The sequence below is a fragment of the Streptomyces rubrogriseus genome, from assembly GCF_027947575.1.
In the GTDB taxonomy this organism is placed as follows: Bacteria; Actinomycetota; Actinomycetes; order Streptomycetales; family Streptomycetaceae; genus Streptomyces; species Streptomyces rubrogriseus.
Genome location: NZ_CP116256.1, coordinates 3,179,818 through 3,205,623, shown reverse-complemented (window position 1 = coordinate 3,205,623; position 25,806 = coordinate 3,179,818). Strand labels below are relative to the sequence as shown.

The window sequence follows — 25,806 nt, the reverse complement described above, 5'->3', positions numbered from 1 at the left end:
CAGGTCGGGGGCGGCGCGGGCGGGGGACACGGTGGGTTCGAGGGGGACGGCGGCTGCGGCCGGTGCGGTCGCGGACGGCCCGAGACACGGCGGCGTCGACATGGCGGGGACGGTGATCCTCGCCGCCTGCGCCTCCTGGTCGCTGATCACCGCGGCCGCGCGCGACGGCCGCCCCGAGGGTGTGCTGCTCGCGGTGCTGGCCGTGACCGCCGGTTACGCGGCGGGGCGGATCGGCGGGGCGCTGCTGCCCGTTGGCGCGCCCTGTGCCGTCGCGCTGGCCGGGGCCGTCCTGGCGGTCGCCGTCCCGCACCTCGCGCCGGGGCCGCGGCTCACCGCACCGCTCGGGCACACCGGTGCGACCGCCGCCCTGCTCGCGCTGTCGGCGGGCGCCGCGTGCTGCGGGGCGTGGGCGGGCGGGGCGCCGGCCGTGCGGGTCGCGTTACGGCTGCTGGCCGCCGTGATCGCCGTGATCGCGGCCGTACTGGGCTCGGTCGCCGGCTGCGTGGCCTGTGCGGTGGTGCTGCTGTGCTCACTCGTCGCCGGCCGGGTGCGCCGCCGCGGGGCGGGGATCGCCGGGCTGGGTCTCGGCGCGGGTCTGGTGACCGGCCTGATCTGGGCGGTGCCGGGCGGCTTCGTGCCGGACGGGCTCGCCTCGGCCCTCGAGGGACAGCTGACCTCCCATCGCGTCCGGCTGTGGGCCGACGCGCTGGAGTTGCTGCGCCGGGACCCGGCCCTCGGCGTCGGACCGGGACGGTTCGGGGCGTCGAGCCCGACGGCCGCGGGGTCGCCGGTGCCGGACGGCCGCCCGCACTCCGCGGTGTGGCAGCAGGCGGCCGAACAGGGGCTGGTGGGGGTGGCGCTGCTGGCCGCGGCCTTCTGCTGGCTGCTGTACGCGTTGTGGCGCTCCCCGCGGCCCACTCCGGTCGTCCTCACCGCGGGCGCCGCCCTCACCGGGCTCGCGGCCATCGCCGTCGTCGGCAACGCGCTGAGCTTCACCGCGGTCCCGCTGGGCGCGGGGCTCCTCGCGGGCCTGGCCACGGCCCGTCCCTTCGCGGCGGAGTCACCGGCCCGGGGCGCGGACGCAAGGCCGCGAAGGGGCCGACTGCCCCGCTGAGGCACCGCGGCCCGGCCTGTCGTGCCGCGGGCTCGGCGGGCCGGGGCCGCCCGACCTCAGTGTGCCGGGCCCGGTGCCTTCGGCCGCAGCCGGTCCTTGATGACCTGGACGGCCGCCTCCGCGTCGTCCACGGTGATCGTGAAGGTGTGGCCGTCCAGCAGCCGCAGGATCAGGCCCTCCCCGCGCCGTACGACGACGGCCGTGCCCATCTCCGGCCGCCACCGGTAGCCCCAGCCGCCCCAGTGGCGCGGAGTGACGTGCGGCGCGAACTCGGCACCCGCGACGAGGGAGAGGGGGATGCGGCGGCGGGGCAGGCCGATGTGGCCGCAGCGCACTTCGAGGCAGTCCTCGTCGACTCTGAGCGCGACGTGCACGAACGCGAGCGTGCCGAACAGCACCAGCAGTCCGGCCGCGATGCAGCCGACGACGGCCATGGCGAGCGGGGCGACGCCGGACTCCCAGGCCGATTCGACGGCCAGGGCGATGCCGAGCGCCATGCAGGCGGCTCCGATGAGCGCCAGGAACCACTGGACCCGGTTGGTGGCACGGCCGGTCCAGACGTTGGGCTGGGGGACGGTCTCGCCGTGGCGATGCCTCATGGCTATGAGGTTACTCATATTCCGCTGCGCGGGTACCTCGTCGCGCAGGGTGACTGGGCCGACCGGGCGGAGGCCCGTCAGCCGGCCGGCGTGACCGCGCGCAGGAGCCGGCCCTCGTCGTAGGCCAGCGCGGGCGCGGGCAGGGTGCCCTCGCGTCCGCTCAGCAGCACGGTCAGGGTGCCCGTCGCGGGGGCCCCGGGGTCGGGGCGGGCGCCGATCCGGCGCAGCGCCTGGGCGGCCACGGCCCCGGCGGAGCCGTGCAGGACGAGCCGCGGGGCGCCGGGGCGCTGCACGGCGGCGCGGATGCGTTCGGCGACCAGTTCGTAGTGGGTGCAGCCCAGGACGACGGTCGTCACGTCGTCGGGGGTGAGGGCGGCCGCGGCGGCGACGGCCTCGGTGATCGCGGTCTCGTCCGCGTGCTCGACGGCGTCGGCGAGACCCGGGCACGGCACCTCGGTGACCGCCGCGTCCCCCGCGAAGTCCTCGATCAGGCCCCGCTGGTAGGGGCTGCCGGTGGTGGCCGGCGTCGCCCAGATCGCCACCGGGCCGCCGCCGGCCGCGGCGGGCTTGATCGCCGGCACGGTGCCGATGACGGGCACCTCGGGCTCGAGCCGGGCGCGCAGCGCGGGCAGCGCGTGCACGGTGGCGGTGTTGCAGCCGACGATCAGGGCGTCCGGGCGGTGCGCCGCGGCGGCCTCGGCCACGGCGAGGGCACGCCCGGTCAGGTCCTGGGGGGTCCGCGGGCCCCAGGGCATCCCGTCGGGGTCCAGGGAGAGGATGAGATCGGCGTCCGGTCGCAGCCGCCGTACCGCGGCGGTGGCCGCCAGCAGGCCGATTCCGGAGTCCATGAGCGCGATCTTCACCCGGCCACCATAGACGATGCGCCGCCACCGGCCGGTGCCGTGCGGCAGACTGCGCACGTGAGCGCCGATGCGTGGACTTCCGTCGTGACCGTCGTGACCTTGGTGTCAGCCCTCTCCCTCGCCGCCTGGCTGTGGCTGCTGTTCGCCCGGGGCTTCTTCTGGCGCACGGACGTCAGACTCCCGGCCCTTGAGGAGCCCGGCGTCTGGCCCTCGGTGTGCGTGGTCGTCCCGGCGCGCGACGAGGCGGCGGTGCTGCCCGCGAGCCTGCCGTCGCTGCTCGCCCAGGACTATCCGGGACGGGCCGAGGTCTTCCTGATCGACGACGGCAGCACCGACGGCACGGGTGAGCTGGCGTGCGAGCTGGCCCGGCGGCACGGGGGGCTGCCGCTCACCGTGGCCTCGCCCGGGGAGCCGCCCGCCGGCTGGACGGGGAAGCTGTGGGCGGTGCGGCACGGCATCGGCCTGGCACGCGCGCGTGAGCCCGAGTACCTGCTGCTGACGGATGCCGACATCGCGCACGCTCCGGACAGTCTGCGCGCCTTGGTGTCCGCGGCCGGCACCGGAGGTTTCGACGTCGTCTCCCAGATGGCCCGGCTGCGGGTGGAAAGTGTCTGGGAGCGGCTCGTGGTCCCGGCCTTCGTCTACTTCTTCGCCCAGCTGTACCCGTTCCGGTGGATCGGTGGCGGCCGCGCCGGCAGCGGGCGGAAGAAGGCGACGCGCACGGCGGCCGCGGCGGGCGGTTGCGTGCTGCTGCGGGCCGACACCGCCGAGCGGGCGCGGATCCCGGACGCCATCCGGCACGCCGTCATCGACGACGTGGCGCTCGCCCGCGCGGTCAAGGGCGCCGGCGGCCGGGTCTGGCTGGGCCTGGCCGACCGGGTGGACAGCGTGCGCCCCTATCCGCGGCTGCACGACCTGTGGCGGATGGTCTCGCGCAGCGCCTACGCGCAACTGCGGCACAACCCCCTGGTGCTGACGGGAACGGTGCTCGGCCTGGCCCTGGTGTATCTGGTGCCGCCCGCGGCGGTGCTCGTCGGAGCGGCGACGGGGCGGGGCGCGACGGCCGCCCTGGGAGCCGCCGCCTGGCTGGTGATGGCGGGGACGTACCTGCCGATGCTGCGCTACTACCGGCAGCCCCCGTGGCTCGCGCCGATGCTGCCCTTCACCGCGTTCCTCTATCTGCTGATGACGGTCGACTCGGCGGTGCAGCACTACCGGGGGCGCGGCGCGGCCTGGAAGGGCCGCACCTACGCCCGTCCGGACGCGGTGCCCGAGGAGGGCTGAACACCCGCCCCGGCGCGGGTCACTTGCGGCCGGGGGTCCAGTTCATGCCCCAGCCGTAGGCGTGGTCGACCGTCCGCTGCGGGCTCACCCCGCGGTCGGGCACCAGGTAGCGGGCCTCGCGCTGGACGACGAGGTCGTTTCCGGTGTTGGTGATCAGTGCGAGGGCGCACACCGTCGAGGGCACGGTGCACTCGTCGAGCGAGAAGTCGACCGGGGCGCCGTACTGCGGCTGGAGGGTGACCGTGGCGTGCAGGTCGGCGAAGGAGCGGGCGCCCTCGTAGATGGTCACGAAGACGAGGATGCGCCGGAAGTACCGCTGGTGGTCGAGGCTGATGGTGAGGTTCTCGCCGGTCGACACGGCGCCGGTGCGGTCGTCGCCGTCGAGGTGGATGAACGGCGGCTGGTGCAGCGCCCCGAAGGCGTTGCCGAGCGCCTGGACGACGCCCTTGCTGCCGTCGCTCAGTTCGTAGAGGCAGCACAGGTCGAGGTCGAGGTCGTCGTGCATGGCGACCGGGCGGCCGAGCTTGCGCGCCCAGCCCGAGAACTGCTTGCGCACCTGCCAGTTGAGGTTGACGCGCATGGCGCCGGAGGTGCCGCCCTGCTTGGTGAGCGAGACGGAGGGCGCGGCCTTGGTGAGCGTGACCTTGGTCAGCCGGACCGGCTCGGCGGCGGGCGCCGCCGGGGGCGGCGGGGGCGCGGCGGCTAGGCCGTGCCACGGGAGGCACGGGAGGCGCCGGTGGGGGCGGGGGCGTCGTGGCCGCGGGGGCGGGCGGGACCGGCGGGGCCGTCGGCGCCGGCTGGGCGGGCGGGGGCGGGGCGTGCTGCGGCTCGTCCACCGAGATGCCGTAGTCCGTGGCCAGGCCTTCGAGTCCGCTGTCGTACCCCTGTCCGACGGCGCGGAACTTCCAGGCGCCCTGGCGGCGGTAGAACTCGCCGAGCACGAAGGCGGTCTCGACGCCGGCGCCCGGGCTGTCGAAACGGGCCACGACGGTGTTCCGCGCGGTGTCGCGCACCTCGATGTACAGATCGGGGACCTGCCCGAACGCTCCGCCGTCCGAGGAGGCGGCGAGGATCACCGTCTCGATGGCGGGCTCCACGCGCGTGAGGTCGACGAGCAGGCTGTCGGTCACCCGGCCGCCGGCGTCCCGCTTGCCCTCGTGGCGGACCGAGCCGGAGGCGTGGGACGGCTGGTTGTAGAAGACGAAGTCGGCGTCGGAACGGACCTTGCCGCCCACCAGCAGGAGGGCGGAGGCGTCCGCGTCGGGCACGCCGGGGCCGGATCGCCAGCCCAGTTCGACCCGCAGCGCCGTCGTCGGCACCGGGGTGTTCGATCCTTTCGACATTGACATGTCCGCCCCCATCACGTGTCACCGAGCCGAGTCTTGTCCCGGCGAATCGTCGAGTTACTGACGCACAACCTATTCTCCGGGCCGCCCGCCCCTGAAGAAGAGTCCGGCACCAGGTTCCGTCAACCGCCGGTAACCCGTCCGGAACTCGGCCTTTACCGCAAAACCGCGTGGCGTGACGCCCTATTTTGCCAAGTTCGCTCGCATTGGGGATGCCCGGTCACCGCGGACACGGAAAACAACCCTCTTATCGGTCTCCCCAACCAGCACATCGTGGGCTTAACTTATGGCCATGACCTCCCCCCGCTCCACTTATGGCGGCGGCTACTACTCCGCCTCCTTCCCGGACACCCCGATCTACGACTCGCTCGTGGCCGAACGGGGCACACCGCAGATCGCCCCGATCCGGGTTCCCGCCGCGTACGACATGCCGAGCAGCAGCCATCTGCCCGCGCTGCCGTCCGCCCTGCCCGCCCTCCCGGCGGGCCCCTCGCAGCCCTCCTACGGATACCCGCAGCAGGCCCCGCAGCCCGCCCCGCTGCAGCAGGCGCCCGCCGCGTACATCCCGCACCAGGCGACCGCGCCTCGCGGATACCCCGGCCCGCAGCAGCCGCAGCAGCCCCGCCCGGGCGCGCCCGGTCCCGCGGGGTACGAGGCGATGCGGCCCGCGGCTCCCCGGCCGGCGCCCGCGCCGTACCAGGATCCGTACAACCAGCAGCAGTACCGCGGCTACTGAGCCGTCCTCCGGGTTGTCGGTGCCGGCTGGCACGATGACCTCATGGGGTACGCGCGACTGCAGTCGATCCACGTCCATCCGGTCAAGGCGTTCCGGAGCCTGTCGCTCCAGGAGGCCGTCGTGGAGCCCTGGGGGCCGGCCGGAGACCGACGCTGGATGCTGATCGACGACGGGGGAAAGGTCGTCACGCAACGCCGGCAGCCGCGCCTCGCCCTGGCCGCCGCCGAGCTTCTGCCCGGCGGCGGCGTACGGCTGTCCGCGCCCGGCATGGCGCCGCTCGCGGTGCCGGTCCCGCGTGCGGCGGGCACCGTGACGGTGCAGATCTTCCGGGACAAGGTCGAGGCGCTCCCGGCCGAGGACGCGGCCGCGCACGCCTGGTGCAGCGCGCTGCTCGGAGCCGACGTCCGGCTGGTGCACCTGGACGATCCCGCCACCCGCAGGCCCGTGGACCCCGCGTACGCGCTGCCGGGCGAGACGGTCTCCTTCGCGGACGGCTTTCCGCTGCTGCTGACCACCACCGCCTCGCTCGGCGCCCTCAACTCCCTGATCGCGCGGGGCGAGCACGCGCACGAGGGCCCCCTGCCCATGGACCGCTTCCGGCCGAACCTGGTCGTCTCCGGCACCGAGCCCTGGGCCGAGGACCGCTGGTCCCGCGTCGCCGTCGGCGAGGTCGTCCTGCGGGTCGCCAAGCCGTGCGGGCGGTGCGTCGTGACGACCACCGACCAGGGCACCGCGGACCGCGGCGCCGAGCCCCTGCACAGCCTCGGCCGGCACCGTCGCGTCGACGGCAAGCTGGTCTTCGGGCAGAACCTGGTCCCCCTCGGCCCGGGCACGGTCCGGGTCGGCGACCCGGTGCGGATCGTCGAGTGACGTGCGGCCGTCGGCCCGGACGGGGAGGGGACAGGGGGCGGAGATCAGGGGTCAGGGTCCAGCCATCAGAGCCTTCGAAGCTCAGCGTTCAGGTTTCGGACAAACAGCCCGGTAACGGGAACCCGGTCCGGGGTCCGCGCGTTGGGCTTTGTGAGAGGTTCATGAGAACCGGGCCGGGACGGGCCACCGAGTGGGGACGGCTCGACGGGGAAGGCGGAGCGGAGCGTTAAGGGGGTGTGCGCGTGCGAGCGGTCAGAGGTCTCTGGCGCTGGAGGGGCAATCCGCTGCGCCGCGGGACCGACCTGGCCGAGGCCTGGGTGGCCCTGACGGCACTGCTGTTGATCCTGTCCGTGGCGCCCCTGATCGGCGTGCTCGTCGGCGGTGCGGCGCAGAACTCGCTGCAGCGGTCGGTGCGCGAGCAGCACGAGTCCCGGCACCGGGTGACGGCCACCGTGCTCCGTGCCCTGGAGCGTTCGCCCCTGGCCGTCGACCCGGAGGGCGCCTCCTCCGGCGAGGAGTTGCGCAGCCGTGTCCTCGCCGCCTGGACCGGGCCGGACGGTTCGCGGCACGAGGGCCCCGTCCTGGTGGGCATCGACCGCCCGGACGGCGGCGACCGGTTCGCGATGTGGACGGACGCGCGGGGCCGTGAGGCGGCCCGCCCGCTGGACGCCGAGACCGCGACCACCCACGCGGTGCTCGCCGGGACGGGCACCGCGGTGGCGGTGGCGGCCCTCGTGGAGGCCGCCCGGCGCACAGTGGTCTGGCGCCTGGTCCGCGGCAGGTACGCGCGCCTGGAGCAGGAGTGGGAGCGGGCGGGGCCGGACTGGGGCAGGACCGGCGCGGGCAGTTGACGGGCTTCCGCCTCCGGTCAACTCACCACCTGCGCGCACGCTACGGTGGACCGGCCGAACCGAATCGGCGACGACCCGCGTACGACGAGGTGGGGGCACAGCAACGCCATGGCACAGGGCACGGTCCAGGTGACGCACACCGGCACCTCGCGGTGGCGGCGCCGCACGGGTGAGTACGCATCGCTCGCCGCCGCCCTGGAGGCCGCGGCCGACGGTGACGTCCTCACCGTCGCCCCCGGGACCTACCGGGAGAACCTCGTCGTCCAGCGGGCGGTGACCCTGCGCGGGCCCGAGGGCGCCCAGGGTTCGGTGCGCATCGCGCCGGCCGACGGCGTCCCGCTGACCGTGCGCGCCTCGGCGGTGATCCAGGACCTGCACGTCGAGGGCCAGGACGCGGCGGCGCCCGCGGTCCTGGTCGAAGACGGCACGCCGGAGCTGCTGGGCCTCAGGGTCGTCGCGCGTTCCGCCTCCGGGATAGAGGTGCGCGGCGGCGCGCGTCCCACGGTGCGGCGCTGCACCGTCGACAATCCGGCCGGCGTCGGCATCGCCGTCCTGGACGGCGGGGGCGGCGTGTTCGAGGAGTGCGAGGTGGTCGCGGCCGGCCAGGCGGGCGTCGCGGTGCGCTCCGGCGCGCATCCCCGCCTCGAACGCTGCCGGGTGCACCACGCCGCGGGTTCCGGGCTGACCGCGACGGGCGAGGGCTCCGCGCTCGAGGCCGTGGGCTGCGAGGTCTACGAAGTGCGGGGCAGCGGCGTGCAGGTGACCGCCCGGGCCACCGCCCACCTGACCGACTGCGACGTGCACCGCACCACCGGCGACGGTGTCACGCTGGACACGGACGCGGTGCTCACCCTCGCCGACTGCCGCATCCACGACATCCCGGAGAACGCGGTCGACCTCAGGTCCCGCTCGGTCCTCACCCTGACCCGCACCAGCGTGCGGCAGTTCGGGCGCAACGGCCTGTCGGTGTGGGACCCGGGCACACGGGTCGACGCCAACCAGTGCGAGATCTTCGACAGCACCGGCGACTACCCGGCGGTCTGGGTCAGTGACGGCGCCACCGCGGTGCTCGACTCCTGCCGGGTGCACGACGTGCCGGACGCGCTGTTCGTCCTGGACCGCGGCTCGCGCGTGGACGTCGTCGACAGCGACCTCTCCCAGGTGCGCAACACCGCCGTGTCGGTGAGCGACGGCGCCACCGCGCAGCTCGACGACTGCCGCATCCGGGACGCCGCCACCGGCGCCTGGTTCCGCGACCACGGCAGCGGCGGCACCCTGAACAACTGCACCCTGGACGGCAATCGCACCGGTGTGATCGTCACCAAGGGCGCCGACCCCACCATCGAGCGCTGCACGGTCGACTCGCCGTCCGAGGCGGGCGTGTACGTGTCGGCCGGAGGCCGCGGCAGCTTCCTGAACTGCCGGGTGACCGGCAGCGCCGGCTACGGCTTCCACGTGATCGACGGCTGTCGTACGACGCTGCGGAAGTGCCGCACGGAGCGGTGCGCGCGCGGCGGTTACGAGTTCGCGGACGGCGGCCCCGACACTGCGTACGACTCCGGGCCGCTCGTCGAGGACTGCACCGGCGACGAGAGCACCGGCCTGACGGCGCCCGCCGCGCCCGAGCCGGTGGTGCAGGCGGCGGCCCAGTCCCCCGGTCTGCTGGGCTCGATCCCTGGCCAGCGCACCACCGAGCAGGAGCCCCTGATCGCGTCCGCCGCCCCGCCGGAGCCGGCCCGGACCTCCAAGGCCGTCCTGGGCGAACTGGACGCCCTGGTGGGCCTGGACAGCGTCAAGCGCGAGGTACGGGCGCTGACCGACATGATCGAGGTGGGCCGGCGCCGGCAGCGGGCGGGCCTGAAGGCCGCGTCGGTCAAGCGGCACCTGGTGTTCACCGGCTCCCCCGGCACCGGCAAGACGACCGTCGCCCGGCTGTACGGCGAGATCCTCGCCTCGCTCGGCGTGCTGGACAAGGGCCACCTGGTCGAGGTGTCCCGGGTGGACCTGGTGGGCGAGCACATCGGGTCCACGGCGATCCGCACCCAGGAGGCGTTCCAGCGGGCGCACGGCGGCGTGCTGTTCATCGACGAGGCGTACGCGCTCTCCCCCGAGGACGCGGGCCGGGACTTCGGCAAGGAGGCCATCGACACGCTGGTCAAGCTGATGGAGGACCAGCGGGAGTCCGTCGTCGTGATCGTCGCCGGGTACACGGCGGAGATGGAGCGCTTCCTGTCCGTCAACCCCGGTGTGGCGTCCCGTTTCTCACGCACCATCACCTTCGGGGACTACGGCCCCGGGGAGCTGCTGCGGATCGTGCAGCAGCAGGCCGACGAGCACGAGTACCGGCTGGCGGAGGGCACGTCCGAGGCGCTGACCAAGTACTTCACGGAGATCCCCAAGGGTCCCGCCTTCGGCAACGGCCGCACCGCCCGCCAGACCTTCGAGGCGATGGTGGAGCGGCACGCGAGCCGGGTCGCCCAGCTGGCCGACCCCAGCACGGACGACCTGACGCTGCTGTACCCCGAGGACCTGCCCGGGCTGCCGTAACGGAGCCGGGGCGTGGCGCCGGACCGGGTACTTGCGGCCCTCCCGCCGTACTAGCAGTCCCCCACCGTGCCGTCGGCCGCCGGGACGGTGGCGGTGGCGCCCTCCGTGTGGCGCGGCGCCGGCAGCTCCGGGCGCAACCGGGCCAGCAGCCGTCCGCGTTCCTCGGCGAAGACCGGGTCGGCCTGGTAGTCGGAGTGGCCGAGGATCGGCGCCGGCAGCGGGTGGAGTTCGGTCCGGCCGTACGTCAGCGGGTCCCTGAGGGGCGCGCGGTCCACCGCGGGGCCCGCGTCGCCCGGCAGCCGCATCGGGCCGCCTATGGGGTCGGTGCGCCGGTAGAGGTTGCGCCAGCAGTCGACCTCCTCGTGCAGCGAGGCGAGCGCGTCGGGACCGAAGTGGGCCGGGAACCAGCGGCCGTACAGCCGCTCCAGCGGGGAGCCGTAGGTGAGCAGGGCGACGCGCCCGCGGGCGGACGGTTCGAGCTGCCAGGACGCGGCGGCGGCGAGGACGCTGCCCTGCGAGTGCCCGGAGATGACCAGCCGGCCGCCGGTGGCGCGGGTCCAGGTCGCCATCCGCCAGGTCAGGTCGGGCACCGCGCGCTCGGCGTAGCAGGGCGGTGCGAAGGGGTGCGCGGCGCGCGGCCAGAAGGTGCCGACGTCCCACAGGATGCCGATGGTGCGCCGCGCGGAGGCGTCCTTGTAGGCACGCCTGCCCCAGGTGACGAACAGTATGAAGCCGAGGCCGATCAGCCAGGACCCCAGATCCTGCGCGGTCTGCGCGGCCCCCTGGACCACGGCGTACGTGCCGCGCGCGGCCTCGCCGGGCACCCGGCCGGTGGTCAGGGCGCCCACCAGGGCTCCGGCGCCGAGGAGCAGGGTGGCGGTGGAGGTGATGGCGACGAGGAGGGGCGCCCGGTCGGTGAGGGTGGCCATGGCGCGGCTGAGGGCGATGCGCCGGGTGCGCCCCGGGTCTCCGGTCTCGCCCGGGTGGTCGCCTTCCACGGCGTCCCGTTCCGCGCGGGCGAGGCGCAGGGTGTGCAGGGCGAGCCCGGCGCACATCAGCAGGACGACGACGAGCAGCGGCGGGATGACGGACGCCTGCCAGGTCAGCAGGACGGGCGGGCCGTCGAGGGAGACGCCGGTGCCGTCCATCCAGTCGGCGACGCGCTGGGCGACGCCGCCCGACATCACGCCGCCCAGCGCGCAGGCCAGCATGGCGACGGCGGGGCCGCCGAGGCCGCGGATCGCGGCGCGGACGTCGGGGCGGCTGCGGTGGAGCAGGTGGGCGACCACGGCCAGGGCGACGACGAGCAGACCCTGTACCAGGGCGATGCCGCCGAAGGCGGTGTTCCCGGACAGCCGGCCGTCCGAGGTCCAGTCCGGGCGGGACCAGCCGCCGTAGAGCAGGGCGAGGACGAACAGGAGGAGGGCGGCGAGCGGCAGGCGGCGGACGAGGTGCTCGTCGAGTGTCCGGTCGATGAGCCGCTCGCTGCGGCCGCGGCGGCACACCACCGCGGCCACGGCGACCGCCCCGGCGGCCATCGCCCCCAGCAGCGCCCATCCGAGCGTGTCGAGCGGTGCGGGTCCGCCCGGCCGGCGGTCGAAGCGGGCCGCCGGGGCGGCCACCCCCACGGCGACGGTCAGCAGACCGGCGGCGGTGTGCGCGGCGCGCAGCCGGGCCACCAGGCGGCGTCCGTACCAGAACCCGGGGCGGCTCAGCGCGGCGCGGCGGGGGTCCTCCTCGGCGTCGGCCTCGCGGTCCATCGGCTGCTGGGACTCGTACGCCCGCCAGGTGCGCAGCGAGAGGTACCACAGCAGCCCGGTCAGGGCGGCGGGCACCGCGGCCGCGAGGGCGAGCCTGCGGCCGGGCGTGCTCCACCAGCCGCCCTCCGACAGTGCCGGTGACAGGAAGCCCAGCCAGGAGTGCCGTTCGGCGCACGCGCGCGTGCCCGCGCACTGCCAGGCCACGAGGTCGAGGGCGACCTCGCAGGCGGCGGCGACGAGCAGCACCGTCAGGGTGAGGCCCGCGAGCCGCAGCAGCAGTCCGTAGAGGCGGACCGTGCGGATCCGGCCGTGGGCGGCGGGCCGCATCCAGTGGGCGATGTTGACCACCATGAAGGGCAGGAGCAGCAGCCACAGGGCTCGGGTGCCGTTGCCGGAGGTCAGGTTGCACCAGACGTAGGCCTCGGGGACCGGCCGGCCCCGGTAGTCCTCCGGCCGGGACTCGGCGTCGGCGTCCTCGGTGCGCCGGAAGACGGCCGCGACGTGGTCGCCGGTGATCCGCACGGTCCGCGGGTCGTCCAGCATCTCGGTGGGTGTCGTACCGCCCACTCCGTGGACCAGGAGTTCCAGGGCGGTGCCGCTTCTCGCGTCGCGCCCGCCCGTCCCGGCCCGTTCCTGCGCCTTCTCCACTGTCCGCACTCCCCCGTGACGTGCCGTCGGCTCTGTCCGTGCGGGCACAAGGATCTCCCGTTCGCGGACGTCGTACACCCTTCGGCACGGAATCTCCCCGATCCGTGTGGCCGGTGGTGCCGGGGACGGGCGGTGGCGCGGGCCGCGGTGGGGCGTGCGAGGATGGGACATCCGCGCACGGGTGCGGGGAGAAGTCCTCATCCGAGCGAGTGCGGCGGCGTGTCGGACGGGTTTGCGGCGAAAGGACCGGGGCGTACGTGAGTGAGAATCCGAACCTCCTCGCGGAGCAGCGGCGCGCCCTGATCCTCGACGAGGTGCGCCGCCGGGGCGGGGTCCGGGTCAACGAGCTGACCCGCAAGCTCGGCGTGTCGGACATGACGGTCCGCCGCGACCTGGACGCGCTCTCCCGGCAGGGTGTGCTGGAGAAGGTGCACGGCGGCGCGGTCCCGGTGGCCGAGGCGAGCACGCACGAGCCGGGGTTCGAGGCCAAGTCGGGTCTGGAGCCGACCGCCAAGGAGGACATCGCGCGGGCCGCGGCGGAGCTGGTCGCGCCGGGCGCCGCGATCGCCCTGTCGGGCGGTACGACGACGTACGCGCTGGCGCACCGGCTGGTGGACGTGCCGGATCTGACGGTGGTCACCAACTCGGTGCGGGTGGCCGACGTGTTCCACGTGGCGCAGCGTACGTCGGGGGCGCGGCAGGGCGGGGCGACGGTGGTGCTCACCGGCGGTGTGCGCACGCCGTCCGACTCGCTGGTGGGCCCGGTCGCCGACCAGGCGATCGCGACGCTCCACTTCGACGCGCTGTTCCTGGGCGTGCACGGAATATCGGCCGAGGCCGGCCTGTCCACGCCGAACCTCGCGGAGGCCGAGACGAACCGGCGGCTCGTGCAGTCGGCACGGCGTGTCGTGGTGGTCGCGGACCACACCAAGTGGGGTGTCGTGGGCCTGAGTTCGTTCGCCGCGCTGGAGCAGGTGGACACGCTCGTCACCGACTCCGGCCTGTCGGCGGATGCCCGCGCGGAGGTCGCCGAGCACCTCGGGCTGGTCGTGGCGGGCGAGCCGGAGCCCGAGGCCGACTGACCTCGGCGCCGGCCGTGCGCGGGGCCTCCGTCGGGTGCCCGCCCCGCTGACACCCGGCGCGCCCGGGGTCTATCGTGGCGCCACCCAGCCGATCGTCCGCCGCGCGCGGCTTCGCACCAGGGGGTGGTGTCCATGGCTCGCCGTCTGCGTCCGGTGGGTCTCGACTTCGTCGAGACGGCGCCGGTACGCCTGGTCTTCGCGCGTGAGGTCGCCGCCGCTCCGGACGCGGTCTTCCGCGCCCTGGCCGAGGACGTGCCGGGCTGGACCGCGTGGTTTTCGGCGGTGACGTTCGCCCGGCCGATCGGTGAGGGCGCGGGGCGCGAGATCCGGCTCAGGGGCGGTGCGCGCTTCGTGGAGACGGTGCTGGCGGCCGAGCGGTCCGACGTGTACGCCTACCGCGTCGACGTCACCAACGTGCCGGGGGCCCGGGCCATGCTCGAGGAGTGGCGTCTGTCACCGGCCGGGACCGGGACGCGGGTGCGCTGGACGTTCGCGGCGGACGGTACGGCGCCGTTCCGTTTCGTGCTCGACCGGGCGCGTCCGGGGCTGGGGCGGGCGTTCCGGAGTGCGGTCACGTCGCTGGACCGCCGACTGCGGCGGCCGTAGCCCGGCGACCGGCGACCGGCGACCGGCTCAGTCGAGCAGGCTGCCGGTGCGCAGCAGGGACTCGATCGCCGCCGTGTACGGCTCGATGTCGAGGCCCTGTTCGGCGAGCCAGGCGTCCGAGTAGTACTTGTCGAGGTACCGGTCCCCCGGATCGCACAGCAGTGTCACGACGCTGCCCCGCTCCCCCGCGGCCACCATCTCGGCGACGATCTTCAACGCGCTCCACAGTCCGGTGCCGGTGGAGCCGCCCGCCTTGCGGCCGATGGCCCGCTCCAGGGACCGGACGGCCGCGACGCTGGCCGCGTCCGGCACCTTCATCATGCGGTCGACCGCGCCGGGTACGAAGCTCGGTTCCATCCGGGGCCGTCCGATGCCCTCGATGCGGGAGCCGCGGTCGCAGGCCACGTCGGGGTCGCCGGTGGTCCAGCCCTCGAAGAAGCAGGAGTTGTCCGGGTCGGCGACGCAGACGCGGGTGTCGTACTGCATGTAGTGGACGTAGCGGGCGAGGGTCGCCGAGGTGCCGCCGGTGCCGGCCGTGGCGACGATCCAGGACGGCTCGGGATACCGTTCCAGCCGCAGCTGACGGAAGATCGACTCGGCGATGTTGTTGTTGCCGCGCCAGTCCGTGGCGCGCTCGGCGTAGGTGAACTGGTCCATGTAGTGGCCGCCGGTCTCCGCCGCGAGGCGGGCCGACTCCTCGTACATCCGCCGGGAGTCGTCCACGAAGTGGCACCGTCCGCCGTGGAACTCGATCAGCCGGATCTTCTCGGTGCTCGTCGTCCGGGGCATGACGGCGATGAAGGGGACGCCGACCAGCTTGGCGAAGTAGGCCTCGGAGACGGCCGTCGAGCCGCTGGACGCCTCGATGACCGGGCGGTCCGGCCGGATCCAGCCGTTGCACAGGCCGTAGAGGAACAGGGAGCGGGCGAGCCGGTGCTTGAGGCTGCCGGTCGGGTGGGTCGACTCGTCCTTCAGGTACAGGTCGATGCCCCAGTGCTCGGGGAGTGGGAACAGGAGCAAATGGGTGTCGGCCGAGCGGTTCGCGTCGGCCTGGACCTTGCGGACGGCCTCTTTCAGCCAGGCACGGTAGAAGGCGTCACTGCGGTCGACGTCGAGGGTGGTGCCGGTGCCGGTGCCGGTCTGTCGGTCAGTGCTCACTTCGAGGCTCCTTACGCTGCGCGCCGACGGCGGACAGCGCGGCCGACACCTGGATCATAAACACCTTGCACACGCTTCTCACCTGCATAAACGCCCCTTTGGGTGCCTCAAAGGCACCCCTGGGGTACGACGGTCGACGCGGCGGGGGCGCGACGGGGGGCGCATTCACGCGAGTGCTCCGGTCGCCTCCGGAAAGGACCGGCGCGTACTGGTGCTCGGAGCGTGGTGCGGGCAGACTGCCAGCGGCGGAACCGACGCGCACGAGGGGGCGACGGCCATGGCGGAGCCGGAGTTCAGGGCCACGGGGGTGCGGATCGGCAAACGGCTGCGTTCGCTCACCCGGGCCGGGACGGTCCGGATCAGCGGTGGCCGGGTGGAATTGCTGACCAGCTACGGCAGTGAGATAGACAGCGCGCCGGTGCAGGCGGTGCGCGTCTCCCGCCCGTGGTTCGCCCCGCAGGACCGGGCGCTGGCCGACCTGGACGGGAAGCGGTACCTGCTGACCCTGGGCGAGCGCGACCCGGCACCCGGGGAACCGGGGCCTCCCGCGGCCCGCCGCTTCATCGAGGCGGTGCGCAGGGCGGCCGGACGCCGCGCCTGAGAGATGTCCGTAACTTGCGGTGCCTCACCCCTTGCGTCACGCTGGTCTCACGTCACTCTGGGTTTACCGGCGATAACGCTGCGAACCAGCCCGCCGGCCACGACAGCGGGCGACGTGCGCCACGTGCGGCTCGCTGGATCCGAACTCCGTGTTCTTCCGGACCTCTATGTCGGGGAGTCGCAGCCGTGATCACTCACCCAAGCAGACACTGCACGGTGGAGCTCCAAGCCCTGCCGTCGCGGATCGGCCAGGTCCGCAGAATCGTATCTGCGCAATTGCGCTACTGGCATATGGATCTCCTGATCGACCGTGCGGTGCTCGGCGTGACGGAGTTGCTGACCAATGTCCACCTGCATGCGCGGCCCGACAAGACGTGCACCGTGGAGATAGAACTGCTCCTGGACCGGCTGACGGTCTCGGTGCGCGACCACGATGCGCGACTGCCCGTCGTGGACGACGCCGAGCCCCTCGCCACGTGTGGGCGCGGGCTCGCCATGGTGGCCGCGATGAGCGAGAGCTGGGGTGCCCGGCCGGACGGCGAGTCCGGCAAGGTCGTCTGGTTCACGCTCCCGACGGCCGTGACCGCCGCGCCGGTCCCCGCGCGACCCGTGTCGGCCCGTCCGCCGCGCCGTCTGGTCGAGGAGGTGCCGGCCGCCGCGTTCGCGGAGGTCGAGCGCGAGGTCGGCCTCGGCAGCCCCCAACCCGCTCCCGCCCGGTCGGCCGTTGCAGGCTGACCGGGCGGTGACCGTCCGCCACCGCGGACCGTGTGCGCCGGTTCCGGCGCCGCCCGGAGCCCGGGTTGGCGGCTTGGGCGGTCGGCAACCGGCGGGGCCCGTGCCAGCCCTGACGGTGCGTCGGCTTAGCCGGGGACGCGGTGCGGGGACGAGCGGTGGCACGCGGCGGGGCGGGTGCCGCACCGGCGGCCGGGTTCGCCCGGGGTCCGCCGGGCGGGCGCGGGCTACTCCGTGGCGACGGCGCGCAGTACGTCCAGGCGGGACGCCCGCCGGGCCGGGCGCAAACCGGCCAGGGCACCGGCCCCGAGGCCGACCAGCGCCACCACCGCGAGCTGCGCGGGCGGCACGGCGAAGGCGAAGGCGCTGTCCGAGGCGCCGTCGGAGGCCGCCACGAGGACCCAGCCGAGGAAGGCGCCGAGGCCGAGCCCGCCGACCGTGCCGAAGGCGGCGACCAGGACGGACTCCCAGCGGACCATGGCCCGCAGCTGGGCCCGGGTCTGCCCGACGGCGCGCAGCAGGCCGAGTTCCCGGGTGCGCTCGTGGACCGCCAGGGTGAGGGTGTTGGCGATGCCGAGCAGGGCGATGAGCACCGCGAGGGCGAGCAGCGCGTAGACGAGGGTGAGCATCATGTCGATGCCGCCCGCCGAGGACTCGGCGTACTCGTCACGGGTCTGCACCTCCGGGTTGCCGTACTGGGCGGCGACCTTCTCTACCGCCGCCTTGCCCGCGTCCGCGCTCACGCCGTCCTCGAAGGCGACGGCGACCAGTGTGTCGGAGTCCTGGGTGCGGTGCGGGGCCCAGGCCGCGCGGGTGATGACGTAGTCGCCGGCGAGTTCGGACTGGCCGTAGACCGCGCGGACGGTGAAGGTCCCGCTGCGTCCGTCGGTGAAGGTGAGCCGCGTGGTGTCGCCGGTGGTCAGCCCCCGCTCGCCCGCCTCGCTCTCGGTGACCGCGATGCCGTCGGTGCCGAGGTCGTCCAGTGAGCCGTGGACGGCGCCCAGGTCGAAGGTGCGGTTCAGGGCGGCCGGGTCGGTGACGGTCAACGCCCCTCCCTCGCCGTCCACTTCCGCGACGCCCCGGCCGAGGCCGACGGCGGTGTCCACCTCGGGCAGCTCCTGGACCGCGCCCGCCAGCCGCGGGCTGAGGCCGCTGCCGCCCGCGCCGAAGGACGGCGCGCTGACGGCGACGTCGCCCGCGAAGGACCGGGAGACGGTCTGGTCCATGGTCGCCTTGAGCGAGGCCCCGAACACGGTGAACAGCGACACGACCGCCACGCCGATCATCAGTGCCCCGGCGGTGGCCGCCGTGCGCCTGGGGCTGCGCAGGGCGTTGCGCCGGGCGAGGACGCCGGTGACGCCGCGCAGCCGGTCCAGCGGGGCTCCGAGGACGCGTACGGCGGTGGCGGAGGCGACCGGGCCGAGCACCACGAAGGCGGCCAGGGTGAGGACGGCGCCCAGTCCCGCCGACCACACGGACGGCGAGAGCAGGACTCCGACGAGTGTCACCGCGAGGGCGAGCGCGAGCAGCGCCGTGCCGGTGAACGCCCGCGCGCGGGAGGCGCCGGAGGTGTCGACGGCCGTCTCGCGCAGCGCGGCCAGGGGTGCGGTGCGGCCGGCCCGGGCCGCGGGCAGCAGGGCGGAGCCGAGGCAGACCACGACGCCGACGGCGAGCGGGAGCAGCAGCGACAGCGCGCTGATCACCAGGGCACCTTCGGGGAAGGGGAAGCCGATCGCCGGAAAGAGGGCCTGCGTCCGGCCGCGATGCCGATGCCGCCCGCGAGCCCGGCGGCGGACGCGGTCACGGCCACGACGGCCGCCTCGACCAGGGTGGCGGCGGTGACCTGGCGGCGGGAGGCGCCGAGGGCGCGCAGCAGGGCGTTCTCGCGGGTGCGCTGGGCGACCACGATGGCGAAGGTGTTGTGGATCGAGAAGGTCGCGACCAGCAGGGCGATGCCGGAGAAGACGAGCAGGAAGGTCGTGAACAGGGTCAGGAACTGGCTGGAGATCATGTCGGTGTTCTCCGCCGCCGACTCCTGCCCCGTGATGGCCTCGACGCCGTCGGGCAGTACGGGGGTGAGCCGGTCGACGAGTTCCCGCTGGCCGATGCCCGGGCCGGCCCGCACCTGGATGCTCGCCGCCTCGCCCGGCCGTGCGGTGAGGTACTTCTCCGCGTCGGCCCGGGTCATGCCGGTGAAGGTCACCTGGGCCATGCCGTCCTCGCCGCCGAAGGTCGCGAGACCCACGACGGTGACCTCGACGGGGTCGGGCGTGCGCAGCGTGGTGGTGTCGCCGATCGCCAGGCCACCCTTCTCGGCGGCGCCCCGGTTGACGACGACCTCGCCGGACTTCCGCGGGGCGTGGCCCTCGGCGAGGCGGTACGGGTTGAGCTCCGGGTCGGTGATCCAGTTGCCGGCCAGGGTGGGCGGTCCCTGGCCGCCGATCGGATCGCCGTTCGCGCCGACGAGCTGGCCGGCGCCCTGGATGCTGGGGGCGGCGGCCGCGACGCCGGGCACCCGCTCGACGGTCCGCACCAGGTCGGTGCCGACCGGCTGCCGTACGCCCTGGCTCTCGCCCGGTGTGGTGATGGCGTCGGCGCTGCGCACCACGGCGTCGGTGCCGCCGGCGGCGTTGCCGAACATGGTGTCGAAGCTCGCGCGGAGCGTGTCGCCCATGACCAGGGTGCCGGTCAGGAAGGCGACGCCGAGGACCACGGCGAGGAACGTCCCGGCGAAGCGGCGCTTGTGGGCCCTGAGCGACGACACGCTCAGACGGACGGGGACGGGGACGGGGGCGGGGGCGTTCACGACGGCACCTCGAAGGCTTTCATCCGGTCCAGGACCTTGTCGGCGGTCGGCGCGTCCATGCGGTCGACGAGGCGTCCGTCGGCGAGGAAGACGACCTCGTCCGCGTGGGCGGCGGCGACGGGGTCGTGGGTGACCATGACGACGGTGCGGCCGGTCTGCCGGACGGTGCGGCCGAGCAGGCCCAGCACCTCGCCGCCGGAGCGCGAGTCGAGGTTGCCGGTGGGCTCGTCGGCGAAGACCACGTCCGGCCGTCCGGCGAAGGCGCGGGCCACGGCGACCCGCTGCTGCTGCCCGCCGGAGAGTTCGGCCGGCCGGTGGTGGAGGCGGTCGCGCAGTCCGACGACGTCGATCAGCGCGTCGACCCACTCGGGGTCGCCCCGGCGGCCGGCGAGGTCGAGGGGGAGGGAGATGTTCTCGGCGACGGTCAGCGTCGGCACCAGGTTGAACGCCTGGAACACGAAGCCGACGCGGTCGCGGCGCAGCTGGGTGAGCCGGCGGTCGTCGAGGGCGCTCAGGTCGGTGTCGCCGATGCGGGCGGTGCCCGAGGTGAGCGTGTCGAGTCCGGCGGCGCAGTGCATGAGGGTGGACTTGCCGGAGCCGGAGGGGCCCATGATGGCGGTGAAACGGCCGGCCGGGAAGTCGACGCTGACGCCGTCGAGAGCGCGTACGGCGGTGTCGCCACCGCCGTACACCTTCACGGCGTCCACGACCCGGGCGGCGGCCCGGATGACGGTCGTCGTGGTCATGCCGCACCGCCCTTGCCCGTCCGGCCGAACTGCTCGTCCAGCACGGACAGCCGGCGCCAGTACTCGTCCTCGTCGATCTCGCCGGAGGCGAAGCGGTGGCCGAGCACCGTGATGGGCGAGTTGTGCTCGACGGCGCCGGGCCGTCCGGGTCCGCGGCGCCCGCGCCACACCGTGCGGCGCAGCAGGGTGATGCCGCCGCCGATGACCAGTGCCCAGATCACCGGGAAGAGCAGGATCCACGGGCCGGGCCCGCCGTCGCCGAACTGTGCCAGGGTCTCCATGTCGTCCAACTCCTCGGTCGCGATGTCCCTCGTGTCGCTTCCGAGCCTCGCCCCGGGAGGGGGTCCCGGTCGTCGTACGGCCAGCGGCAGTGGGCGTACGTCGTGGGGAGTACTGCGGCGGCCCGGGAATGCTCCCCCACTCCTCTTCGGCCGCTCGACTTCTGTAACTACTAGTATGTACAGTGCTTGCATGAGCACCTCGGAACGGTTGATCGAGTCCACCCGCGAGCTGCTGTGGGAGCGCGGTTACGTGGGCACGAGCCCCAAGGCGATCCTGGAGCGGGCCGAGGCCGGGCAGGGCAGCATGTACCACCACTTCAAGGGCAAGCCCGACCTCGCGCTGGCCGCGATCCGGCGCACCGCCGAGGAGATGCGGGCCGCTGCCGGGGCCGTGCTCAACGGTCCGGGGACGCCGTACGAGCGCATCGAGGCGTATCTGCGGCGCGAGCGCGACGTGCTGCGCGGCTGCCCGGTCGGGCGTCTGACGATGGACCCGGACGTGATCGCCGACGACGCGCTGCGCGCCCCGGTGGACGAGACCCTCGACTGGCTGCGCGAGCAGATCGCCCAGTTGGTGGAGGAGGGCCGGGAGCAGGGCGAGTTCGCGCCCTCGCTGGACGGCGAGGAGATCGCGGCGGCGGTCGTCGCGACCGTCCAGGGCGGATATGTGCTGGCCCGCGCGTCCGGCTCGCCCGCCGCCTTCGACGCGGGCGTCCGGGGACTGCTCTCGCTGCTCGCCCAGCCGAAGTCCCGCGCCCGGTAGCGGGGTTCGCACCCACCCCATCCGAGAAGACCGGAGGAGCCACGAGCCGTGCACGCCATGCAGTACGCCTTCACCCTGCCCGCCGACTATCCGATGGACGTCATCAGGAAGCGGGTGGCTCGCACCGGGCACCTGCTGGACGACTGGCCCGGTCTCGGGCTCAAGGCGTATCTGATCCGCGAGCGGGGCAAGGACGGTTCGCCGGTCAACCAGTACGCGCCGTTCTACCTGTGGCACACCGTGGAGGGCATGAACTCCTTCCTCTGGGAGGGCGCCTTCCAGCGGCCCACCGACGACTTCGGCCGGCCCGCGGTCCGGCAGTGGACGGGCCTGGCGTACGAGGAGGGCGGTGCCGCCGACTCCCCCGCGCGGGTGGCGGTCCTGCGGCGGCAGCGGGTGCCGGAGCGGGTGCCGCTGTCGGAGGCGGCGGCGGACGCGGTGCGGGAGACCGGGCACCTGGCCGCCGGTGACGGGGCGCTGCTCGCGGCGGCGGTCGTGGACACCCGGCGCTGGGAGCTGGTGCACTTCTCGCTGCACGCGGGTGACGCGCCGGACGGGGTGGCGGGCGAGGTCTTCCGGGTGCTGCACCTGTCCGCGCCCGGCCGGAGCCTGCTGCCCAGGGGACGGCAGTGGTGAGCGCCGTCCGCACGGTCCTCGGGGACGTGCCCGGCGAGGAGTTGGGGGTGTGCAACGCCCACGACCACCTGTTCTTCGCCAGCCCCCGGCTGCCCGGTGAGGAACTGCGCGACGCCGCGGCGGCACGGGCGGAGCTGGCCGCCTTCCGGGAACGGGGCGGCGGCACGGTGGTGCAGTGGACGCCGTACGGACTGGGCCGGCGGGCCGCCGATCTGCCGGTCCTGTCCCGGGAGACCGGTGTCCACGTGGTGGCCGCCACGGGACTGCACCAGGACGTCCACTACGACCAGGACACGCTCGCCGCGCTGCGGGGCCGGGCCGTCGAGGTCTTCGTGGCCGAACTGACCCGGGGCATCGGGACGTCGGGCGTCCGCGCCGGGCTGATCAAGGTGGCGGGCGGCTTCCACGCGCTCGACGCGCACGCGCGGTGGACCATGTCGGCGGCGGCCGAGGCGCACCACGCGACGGGTGCGCCGATCGCCGTGCACCTGGAGCTGGGCACCGGCGCGCTGGACGTACTGGAGCTGCTGTGCGGCGAGTTGGGCGTACCGTCGCACCGGGTGATCCTCGGTCACCTCAACCGCTCCCCCGACCCCGTGACCCACCGGCAGGCCGCCGGGTCGGGGTGCTGGCTGGCCTTCGACGGGCCGTCGCGGGGGAACCACGCCACCGACTGGCGGATGCCGGACGCCGTGCGGGACCTCGCCGAGGCGGGTTTCGGCGACCGGCTGCTGCTCGGCGGCGACACGACCACGGCGTCCGCCCGGTCGGTCGACGGGGGCCCGGGGATGCCGTACCTGCTGCGCCGCGTGGCTCCCCGGCTCGCGCTCGCCGTGGGCGACGAGCTGGTGCGGCGCGTCCTCACCGAGAACCCGGCGCGGGCGTTCGCCGTCGACTGGCACTGACACTCCCCGTTCCGCGGCCCCCGTCCCGGTCCCGCCCGACAGGAGACCCTCATGCCCTTCGTCCGCATCGACGCCCACGGCGGCGGCACCGACGACGACCGGCTCGACGCGCTCGGGCGGGCCGTGCACGACGCCCTGGTGGAAGCCCTCGGCATTCCGCCCGACGACCACTTCCAGGTCCTGACCGCGCACCACGCCGCTCGCGGCACCCTGCGCTACGACGACTACCTCGGCGTGCGCCGCGACGCGGGCATCGTGTTCGTGGCGATCACGCTGCGGGCGGGCCGGACCACCCGGCAGAAGGAGGCGCTGTACGGCCGGATCGCCCAACTCGCCGAGGAGTACGCGGGGACGGACCCCCGCAACGTCTTCGTCACCCTGACCGAGAACACCTCGGCGGACTGGTCGCTGGGCAACGGGCTGGCTCAGTACGTAGGGTCGGGATCATGCTGAGACTCGGAATCCCCGTCGTCGGTGTCACGGATCTCCCCCGCGCGGTGGCGTTCTGGACGGCCGCGCTGCCGCTGGTGGCCTCGGAGGAGTGGCAGAGCGGGACGTGGCGCACGCTGGAGTACGCGGACGGCTCCGGGCGGGCCCTCGGGCTCCTGCGCAGTGACTCGCCGCCCGAACCTCGGCCCAGGCTCCACCTCGACCTGTTCACGGACTCGGCCGAGGAGCAGCGGGCGGAGGTGCGGCGGCTGATCGGTCTCGGCGCGCGGGCCGTCGAGTGGGACCTGTACCCGCCCGACCCCGACTTCGTCGTCCTGGCCGACCCGGACGACAACGTCTTCTGCGTCGTCGACCTCAGCCACGCCCCGAGCGGCGGGGACCGGCCCGCGCCCTGAGTCGCGGCACGTCCGGTCGCCTACGCCGGCACGCCGAGCGGGTCGTCCAGGACCGGCTGCCAGGCCAACTCGGCCGCGCCGACCAGGCTGTTGTGGTCGAGGCCGCAGGGCAGGATCGGCACCCCGCCGCTCTGGCCCCACAGGCTGCGCCCGGCGACGACCGCGCGCAACCGCTCGGGGTCGGCGTCGAGGAGCGCGCGGTGGAGTCCGCCGAGGATGATGCGGTCCGGGTTGAGGATGTTCACCAGGCCCGCCAGTCCCAGGCCGAGGCGGTCGATGAGGGTCTCTGTGGCGGTACGGACGGCCGGGTCGGCGTAGTGCTCGCGGATCAGGTCGTAGGACTGCTGGAGCAGGGACACCTCGGGTCCCGGTTCCCGCCCGGCCGCCCTGAGGAAGGCCAGCGGGTCGGTCTCCACGTCCAGGCAGCCGCGGCTGCCGCAGTGGCAGGGGCGGCCCTCCGGGTTGACGGCGAGGTGGCCGACCTCCAGGGCGAGTCCGGAGCTGCCGGTGTGCAGGCGGCCGTCCAGGACCAGGGCGCCGCCGACCCCGCGGTGGCCGGTGGCCACGCACAGCAGGTCGCGGGCGCCGCGTCCGGCACCGTGGCGGTGCTCCGCGAGGGCGGCGAGGTTGACGTCGTTGCCGGTGAAGGCGGGGCCCTGGATTCCCGCGGCCCGCACCTGCCGCGCGAAGATCTCCCGCACGGGTGCGCCGGCCGGCCAGGCCAGGTGCAGCGGGTTCAGGGCCAGGCCCTCCGGTTCCGCGACGGCGGACGGCACGGCGAGCCCGGCGCCGACGCAGCGCCGCCCGGTCTCCCGCAGCAGCTCCGCGCCCGCCTCGACGACGGAGCCCAGCACCTTCGCCGGGTCGGCGTCGACGACCTCGCAGCCGGGCGCGGTCGCGACGATCCGGCCCCCGAGGCCGACCAGGGCCGCGCGGAAACCGTCGGCGTGGATCTGGGCGGCGAGGGCGACGGGCCCGTCCTCGGCGACCGAGAGGCGGTGCGAGGGACGGCCCTGGGAACCGGCCGCCGCGCCGGGCCTGGCGTCCACCCGGATCAGGCCGAGCGCCTCCAGTTCGGCGGCGACCGCGCCCGCCGTGGCCCGGGTCACGCCGAGTTCCGCGGTGAGGACGGCCCGGGTGGGGGCGCGTCCGGTGTGCACGAGCTCCAACGCGGGTCCGAGCGCACCGCGCCCCCGGTCCAGCCGCGTCCTCGAGGTGGTCCCTTCCCCCGCCGCCCGGGGGTCCGCCTTGCCGCTCATGAGGGGGAGTCTCCCATGATCCGTCCGCACGGGGTGCCTAGAAGCCACTGACCCGGAGCGTGATGTTCAGCCGCCCCTGGAGTCCCAACTCGGGAGGCGCGGTGCCCGGGTGCACCCTCGGCACCCCGTGGTACGCGAGCCGCGAGGGGCCGCCGAAGACGAACAGGTCGCCGCTGCGCAGTTCGGTGTCGGTGTAGGGCCGGGTGCGGGTGTCGGGGTTGCCGAAGCGGAAGACGCAGGTGTCGCCGAGGCTCAGGGAGACCACGGGGGCGTCGGAGCGCTCGTCCGCGTCGCGGTGCATGCCCATGCGGGCGTCGGCGTCGTAGAAGTTGATCAGGGCGATGTCGTACGGCGCCGGTGCCACCGCCCCGGCGCCGAGCGCGTCGGTCACCGCGCGGCGGGCGAGGTCGTCGAGCCGGGCTGGGAAGGGCTTGACCGGGGCACCGTCGCCGTCGACGGCGGTGGCGGCGTAGCCGTACGGGTACCAGTGCCGGCCGAGGCAGACCTGCCGGGCGGTCATGGTGCCGCCGCCGGGGGTGCGGACCGTGCGCAGTCCGGCCGGCGGGCGGGCCCACGCGCGGCAGGCGTCGAGCAGCTCGCGCTGCTGTCCCGGGGACAGCCAGTCCGGCACGTGGACGGCGCCGGGCGCGGTCTCGGCGCGGGTCCTGGGGAACAGCTCCGCGTCCATGTCCCCATCCTGCCTCCGCGTCCTCCCCCACCCGGGGGCGACCGGCGCTGAGCTGCGGCTCGGCTAGCCTGGACACACGAT

At 74.6% G+C, this 25,806-nt stretch carries 23 protein-coding genes and 2 pseudogenes; 15 read left to right on the top strand and 10 right to left on the bottom strand.

The annotated features are described in order from the left end of the window. Positions 1-100: 100 nt before the first annotated feature. On the top strand, positions 101-1,114 hold the full coding sequence (locus Sru02f_RS14700) for an O-antigen ligase family protein (protein ID WP_167469371.1): 1,014 nt from the start codon (positions 101-103) through the stop codon (positions 1,112-1,114). Between the two features lie 56 nt (positions 1,115-1,170). Here Sru02f_RS14700 and Sru02f_RS14695 read toward each other — a convergent pair whose 3' ends face one another. Both Sru02f_RS14695 and Sru02f_RS14690 read right to left on the bottom strand, forming a co-directional pair. Next, positions 1,171-1,713 (bottom strand): hypothetical protein, encoded by a 543-nt coding sequence (locus Sru02f_RS14695; protein ID WP_109030466.1) that lies wholly within the window; start codon positions 1,711-1,713, stop codon positions 1,171-1,173. A 77-nt stretch (positions 1,714-1,790) separates the two neighbouring features. Then, positions 1,791-2,576, bottom strand: coding sequence for a glutamate racemase (locus tag Sru02f_RS14690; protein ID WP_174855024.1), 786 nt, complete (start codon positions 2,574-2,576; stop codon positions 1,791-1,793). A 39-nt stretch (positions 2,577-2,615) separates the two neighbouring features. Here Sru02f_RS14690 and Sru02f_RS14685 point away from each other — a divergent pair, with 39 nt between their 5' ends. Further along, positions 2,616-3,860: a glycosyltransferase gene (locus Sru02f_RS14685; RefSeq protein WP_373103460.1), complete on the top strand. Its 1,245-nt coding sequence runs from the start codon at positions 2,616-2,618 to the stop codon at positions 3,858-3,860. A 19-nt stretch (positions 3,861-3,879) separates the two neighbouring features. Here the strand turns inward: Sru02f_RS14685 and Sru02f_RS14680 are convergent. Beyond that, a pseudogene (locus Sru02f_RS14680) lies at positions 3,880-5,203 on the bottom strand (TerD family protein). Positions 5,204-5,498: 295 nt separating this feature from the next. On the opposite strand from Sru02f_RS14680, the gene Sru02f_RS14675 reads away from it, so the two are divergent. From Sru02f_RS14675 to Sru02f_RS14660, 4 genes are all read left to right on the top strand, one after another. Then, positions 5,499-5,942 carry a DUF6643 family protein gene (locus Sru02f_RS14675; RefSeq protein ID WP_003977808.1) on the top strand — a complete coding sequence of 148 codons (444 nt, stop codon included), beginning with the start codon at positions 5,499-5,501 and terminating at the stop codon, positions 5,940-5,942. Positions 5,943-5,984: 42 nt separating this feature from the next. After that, positions 5,985-6,812 (top strand): MOSC domain-containing protein, encoded by an 828-nt coding sequence (locus Sru02f_RS14670; RefSeq protein ID WP_109030462.1) that lies wholly within the window; start codon positions 5,985-5,987, stop codon positions 6,810-6,812. Positions 6,813-7,054: 242 nt separating this feature from the next. Continuing rightward, entirely contained in the window at positions 7,055-7,663 is a 609-nt protein-coding gene (locus tag Sru02f_RS14665; protein WP_109031418.1) for an Rv1733c family protein, read from the top strand. A 108-nt stretch (positions 7,664-7,771) separates the two neighbouring features. After that, a complete protein-coding gene (locus Sru02f_RS14660; protein WP_174855023.1) occupies positions 7,772-10,210 on the top strand; it encodes a right-handed parallel beta-helix repeat-containing protein in 2,439 nt (812 codons plus the stop codon). Positions 10,211-10,260: 50 nt separating this feature from the next. On the opposite strand, the gene Sru02f_RS14655 is transcribed toward Sru02f_RS14660, so the two are convergent. Further along, the gene (locus tag Sru02f_RS14655; RefSeq protein WP_109030460.1) at positions 10,261-12,618 is read right to left on the bottom strand and encodes a hypothetical protein; all 2,358 of its coding nucleotides are present in this window, start codon (positions 12,616-12,618) and stop codon (positions 10,261-10,263) included. A 257-nt stretch (positions 12,619-12,875) separates the two neighbouring features. On the opposite strand from Sru02f_RS14655, the gene Sru02f_RS14650 reads away from it, so the two are divergent. Together Sru02f_RS14650 and Sru02f_RS14645 are read left to right on the top strand one after the other, a co-directional pair. Then, positions 12,876-13,700, top strand: coding sequence for a DeoR/GlpR family DNA-binding transcription regulator (locus Sru02f_RS14650; protein ID WP_003977803.1), 825 nt, complete (start codon positions 12,876-12,878; stop codon positions 13,698-13,700). Between the two features lie 132 nt (positions 13,701-13,832). Continuing rightward, positions 13,833-14,306: an SRPBCC family protein gene (locus Sru02f_RS14645; RefSeq protein WP_109030459.1), complete on the top strand. Its 474-nt coding sequence runs from the start codon at positions 13,833-13,835 to the stop codon at positions 14,304-14,306. A gap of 27 nt (positions 14,307-14,333) precedes the next feature. Here Sru02f_RS14645 and Sru02f_RS14640 read toward each other — a convergent pair whose 3' ends face one another. Continuing rightward, complete coding sequence (locus tag Sru02f_RS14640; protein WP_109030458.1) at positions 14,334-15,464, bottom strand: PLP-dependent cysteine synthase family protein; 1,131 nt, start codon at positions 15,462-15,464, stop codon at positions 14,334-14,336. A gap of 277 nt (positions 15,465-15,741) precedes the next feature. Between Sru02f_RS14640 and Sru02f_RS14635 the strand changes: the two genes are divergently transcribed. Further along, positions 15,742-16,065 carry a hypothetical protein gene (locus tag Sru02f_RS14635; RefSeq protein ID WP_109030457.1) on the top strand — a complete coding sequence of 108 codons (324 nt, stop codon included), beginning with the start codon at positions 15,742-15,744 and terminating at the stop codon, positions 16,063-16,065. A 185-nt stretch (positions 16,066-16,250) separates the two neighbouring features. Further along, complete coding sequence (locus Sru02f_RS14630) at positions 16,251-16,799, top strand: ATP-binding protein (RefSeq protein ID WP_174855022.1); 549 nt, start codon at positions 16,251-16,253, stop codon at positions 16,797-16,799. Positions 16,800-17,023: 224 nt separating this feature from the next. Here Sru02f_RS14630 and Sru02f_RS14625 read toward each other — a convergent pair. The 3 genes and pseudogenes from Sru02f_RS14625 to Sru02f_RS14615 all read right to left on the bottom strand — a co-directional run bounded on the left by Sru02f_RS14625 (position 17,024) and on the right by Sru02f_RS14615 (position 20,629). Then, positions 17,024-19,602: pseudogene (locus Sru02f_RS14625) on the bottom strand (FtsX-like permease family protein). Beyond that, positions 19,599-20,348 carry an ABC transporter ATP-binding protein gene (locus tag Sru02f_RS14620; protein ID WP_109030456.1) on the bottom strand — a complete coding sequence of 250 codons (750 nt, stop codon included), beginning with the start codon at positions 20,346-20,348 and terminating at the stop codon, positions 19,599-19,601. Before Sru02f_RS14620 ends, Sru02f_RS14625 begins: the two are co-directional and overlap by 4 nt. Next, the gene (locus Sru02f_RS14615) at positions 20,345-20,629 is read right to left on the bottom strand and encodes an SHOCT domain-containing protein (RefSeq protein WP_109030455.1); all 285 of its coding nucleotides are present in this window, start codon (positions 20,627-20,629) and stop codon (positions 20,345-20,347) included. Before Sru02f_RS14615 ends, Sru02f_RS14620 begins: the two co-directional genes overlap by 4 nt. A gap of 175 nt (positions 20,630-20,804) precedes the next feature. Between Sru02f_RS14615 and Sru02f_RS14610 the strand changes: the two genes are divergently transcribed. From Sru02f_RS14610 to Sru02f_RS14590, 5 genes are read left to right on the top strand one after another with little or no spacing between them, the layout of a single operon-like run. After that, positions 20,805-21,392 carry a TetR/AcrR family transcriptional regulator gene (locus tag Sru02f_RS14610; protein WP_109030454.1) on the top strand — a complete coding sequence of 196 codons (588 nt, stop codon included), beginning with the start codon at positions 20,805-20,807 and terminating at the stop codon, positions 21,390-21,392. A 48-nt stretch (positions 21,393-21,440) separates the two neighbouring features. After that, on the top strand, positions 21,441-22,028 hold the full coding sequence (locus Sru02f_RS14605) for a DUF4865 family protein (protein WP_109030453.1): 588 nt from the start codon (positions 21,441-21,443) through the stop codon (positions 22,026-22,028). Next, entirely contained in the window at positions 22,025-22,933 is a 909-nt protein-coding gene (locus Sru02f_RS14600; protein ID WP_109031416.1) for a phosphotriesterase family protein, read from the top strand. The genes Sru02f_RS14605 and Sru02f_RS14600 overlap by 4 nt, the downstream gene beginning before the upstream one ends. Positions 22,934-22,984: 51 nt before the next feature. Further along, positions 22,985-23,386, top strand: a complete 402-nt coding sequence (locus Sru02f_RS14595; protein ID WP_109030452.1) for a tautomerase family protein — start codon at positions 22,985-22,987, stop codon at positions 23,384-23,386. Then, on the top strand, positions 23,380-23,778 hold the full coding sequence (locus Sru02f_RS14590) for a VOC family protein (protein ID WP_159107505.1): 399 nt from the start codon (positions 23,380-23,382) through the stop codon (positions 23,776-23,778). Before Sru02f_RS14595 ends, Sru02f_RS14590 begins: the two co-directional genes overlap by 7 nt. A 20-nt stretch (positions 23,779-23,798) precedes the next feature. On the opposite strand, the gene Sru02f_RS14585 is transcribed toward Sru02f_RS14590, so the two are convergent. Both Sru02f_RS14585 and Sru02f_RS14580 read right to left on the bottom strand, forming a co-directional pair. Then, positions 23,799-25,037, bottom strand: a complete 1,239-nt coding sequence (locus Sru02f_RS14585; protein ID WP_109030451.1) for an ROK family protein — start codon at positions 25,035-25,037, stop codon at positions 23,799-23,801. 37 nt (positions 25,038-25,074) lie between these two features. Further along, a complete protein-coding gene (locus Sru02f_RS14580) occupies positions 25,075-25,725 on the bottom strand; it encodes an alpha-ketoglutarate-dependent dioxygenase AlkB family protein (RefSeq protein ID WP_109030450.1) in 651 nt (216 codons plus the stop codon). Positions 25,726-25,806 lie beyond the last annotated feature (81 nt).

Bases quoted from the DNA above. Each gene is read 5' to 3' on its own strand.
- Sru02f_RS14620 (WP_109030456.1), bottom strand. From the start codon at position 20,348: ATGACCACGACGACCGTCATCCGGGCCGCCGCCCGGGTCGTGGACGCC.
- Sru02f_RS14675 (WP_003977808.1), top strand. From the start codon at position 5,499: ATGACCTCCCCCCGCTCCACTTATGGCGGCGGCTACTACTCCGCCTCC.
- Sru02f_RS14580 (WP_109030450.1), bottom strand. From the start codon at position 25,725: ATGGACGCGGAGCTGTTCCCCAGGACCCGCGCCGAGACCGCGCCCGGC.
- Sru02f_RS14595 (WP_109030452.1), top strand. From the start codon at position 22,985: ATGCCCTTCGTCCGCATCGACGCCCACGGCGGCGGCACCGACGACGAC.
- Sru02f_RS14610 (WP_109030454.1), top strand. From the start codon at position 20,805: ATGTACAGTGCTTGCATGAGCACCTCGGAACGGTTGATCGAGTCCACC.
- Sru02f_RS14695 (WP_109030466.1), bottom strand. From the start codon at position 1,713: ATGAGGCATCGCCACGGCGAGACCGTCCCCCAGCCCAACGTCTGGACC.
- Sru02f_RS14660 (WP_174855023.1), top strand. From the start codon at position 7,772: ATGGCACAGGGCACGGTCCAGGTGACGCACACCGGCACCTCGCGGTGG.
- Sru02f_RS14585 (WP_109030451.1), bottom strand. From the start codon at position 25,037: ATGAGCGGCAAGGCGGACCCCCGGGCGGCGGGGGAAGGGACCACCTCG.
- Sru02f_RS14615 (WP_109030455.1), bottom strand. From the start codon at position 20,629: ATGGAGACCCTGGCACAGTTCGGCGACGGCGGGCCCGGCCCGTGGATC.
- Sru02f_RS14645 (WP_109030459.1), top strand. From the start codon at position 13,833: ATGGCTCGCCGTCTGCGTCCGGTGGGTCTCGACTTCGTCGAGACGGCG.
- Sru02f_RS14590 (WP_159107505.1), top strand. From the start codon at position 23,380: ATGCTGAGACTCGGAATCCCCGTCGTCGGTGTCACGGATCTCCCCCGC.
- Sru02f_RS14635 (WP_109030457.1), top strand. From the start codon at position 15,742: ATGGCGGAGCCGGAGTTCAGGGCCACGGGGGTGCGGATCGGCAAACGG.
- Sru02f_RS14700 (WP_167469371.1), top strand. From the start codon at position 101: ATGGCGGGGACGGTGATCCTCGCCGCCTGCGCCTCCTGGTCGCTGATC.
- Sru02f_RS14670 (WP_109030462.1), top strand. From the start codon at position 5,985: ATGGGGTACGCGCGACTGCAGTCGATCCACGTCCATCCGGTCAAGGCG.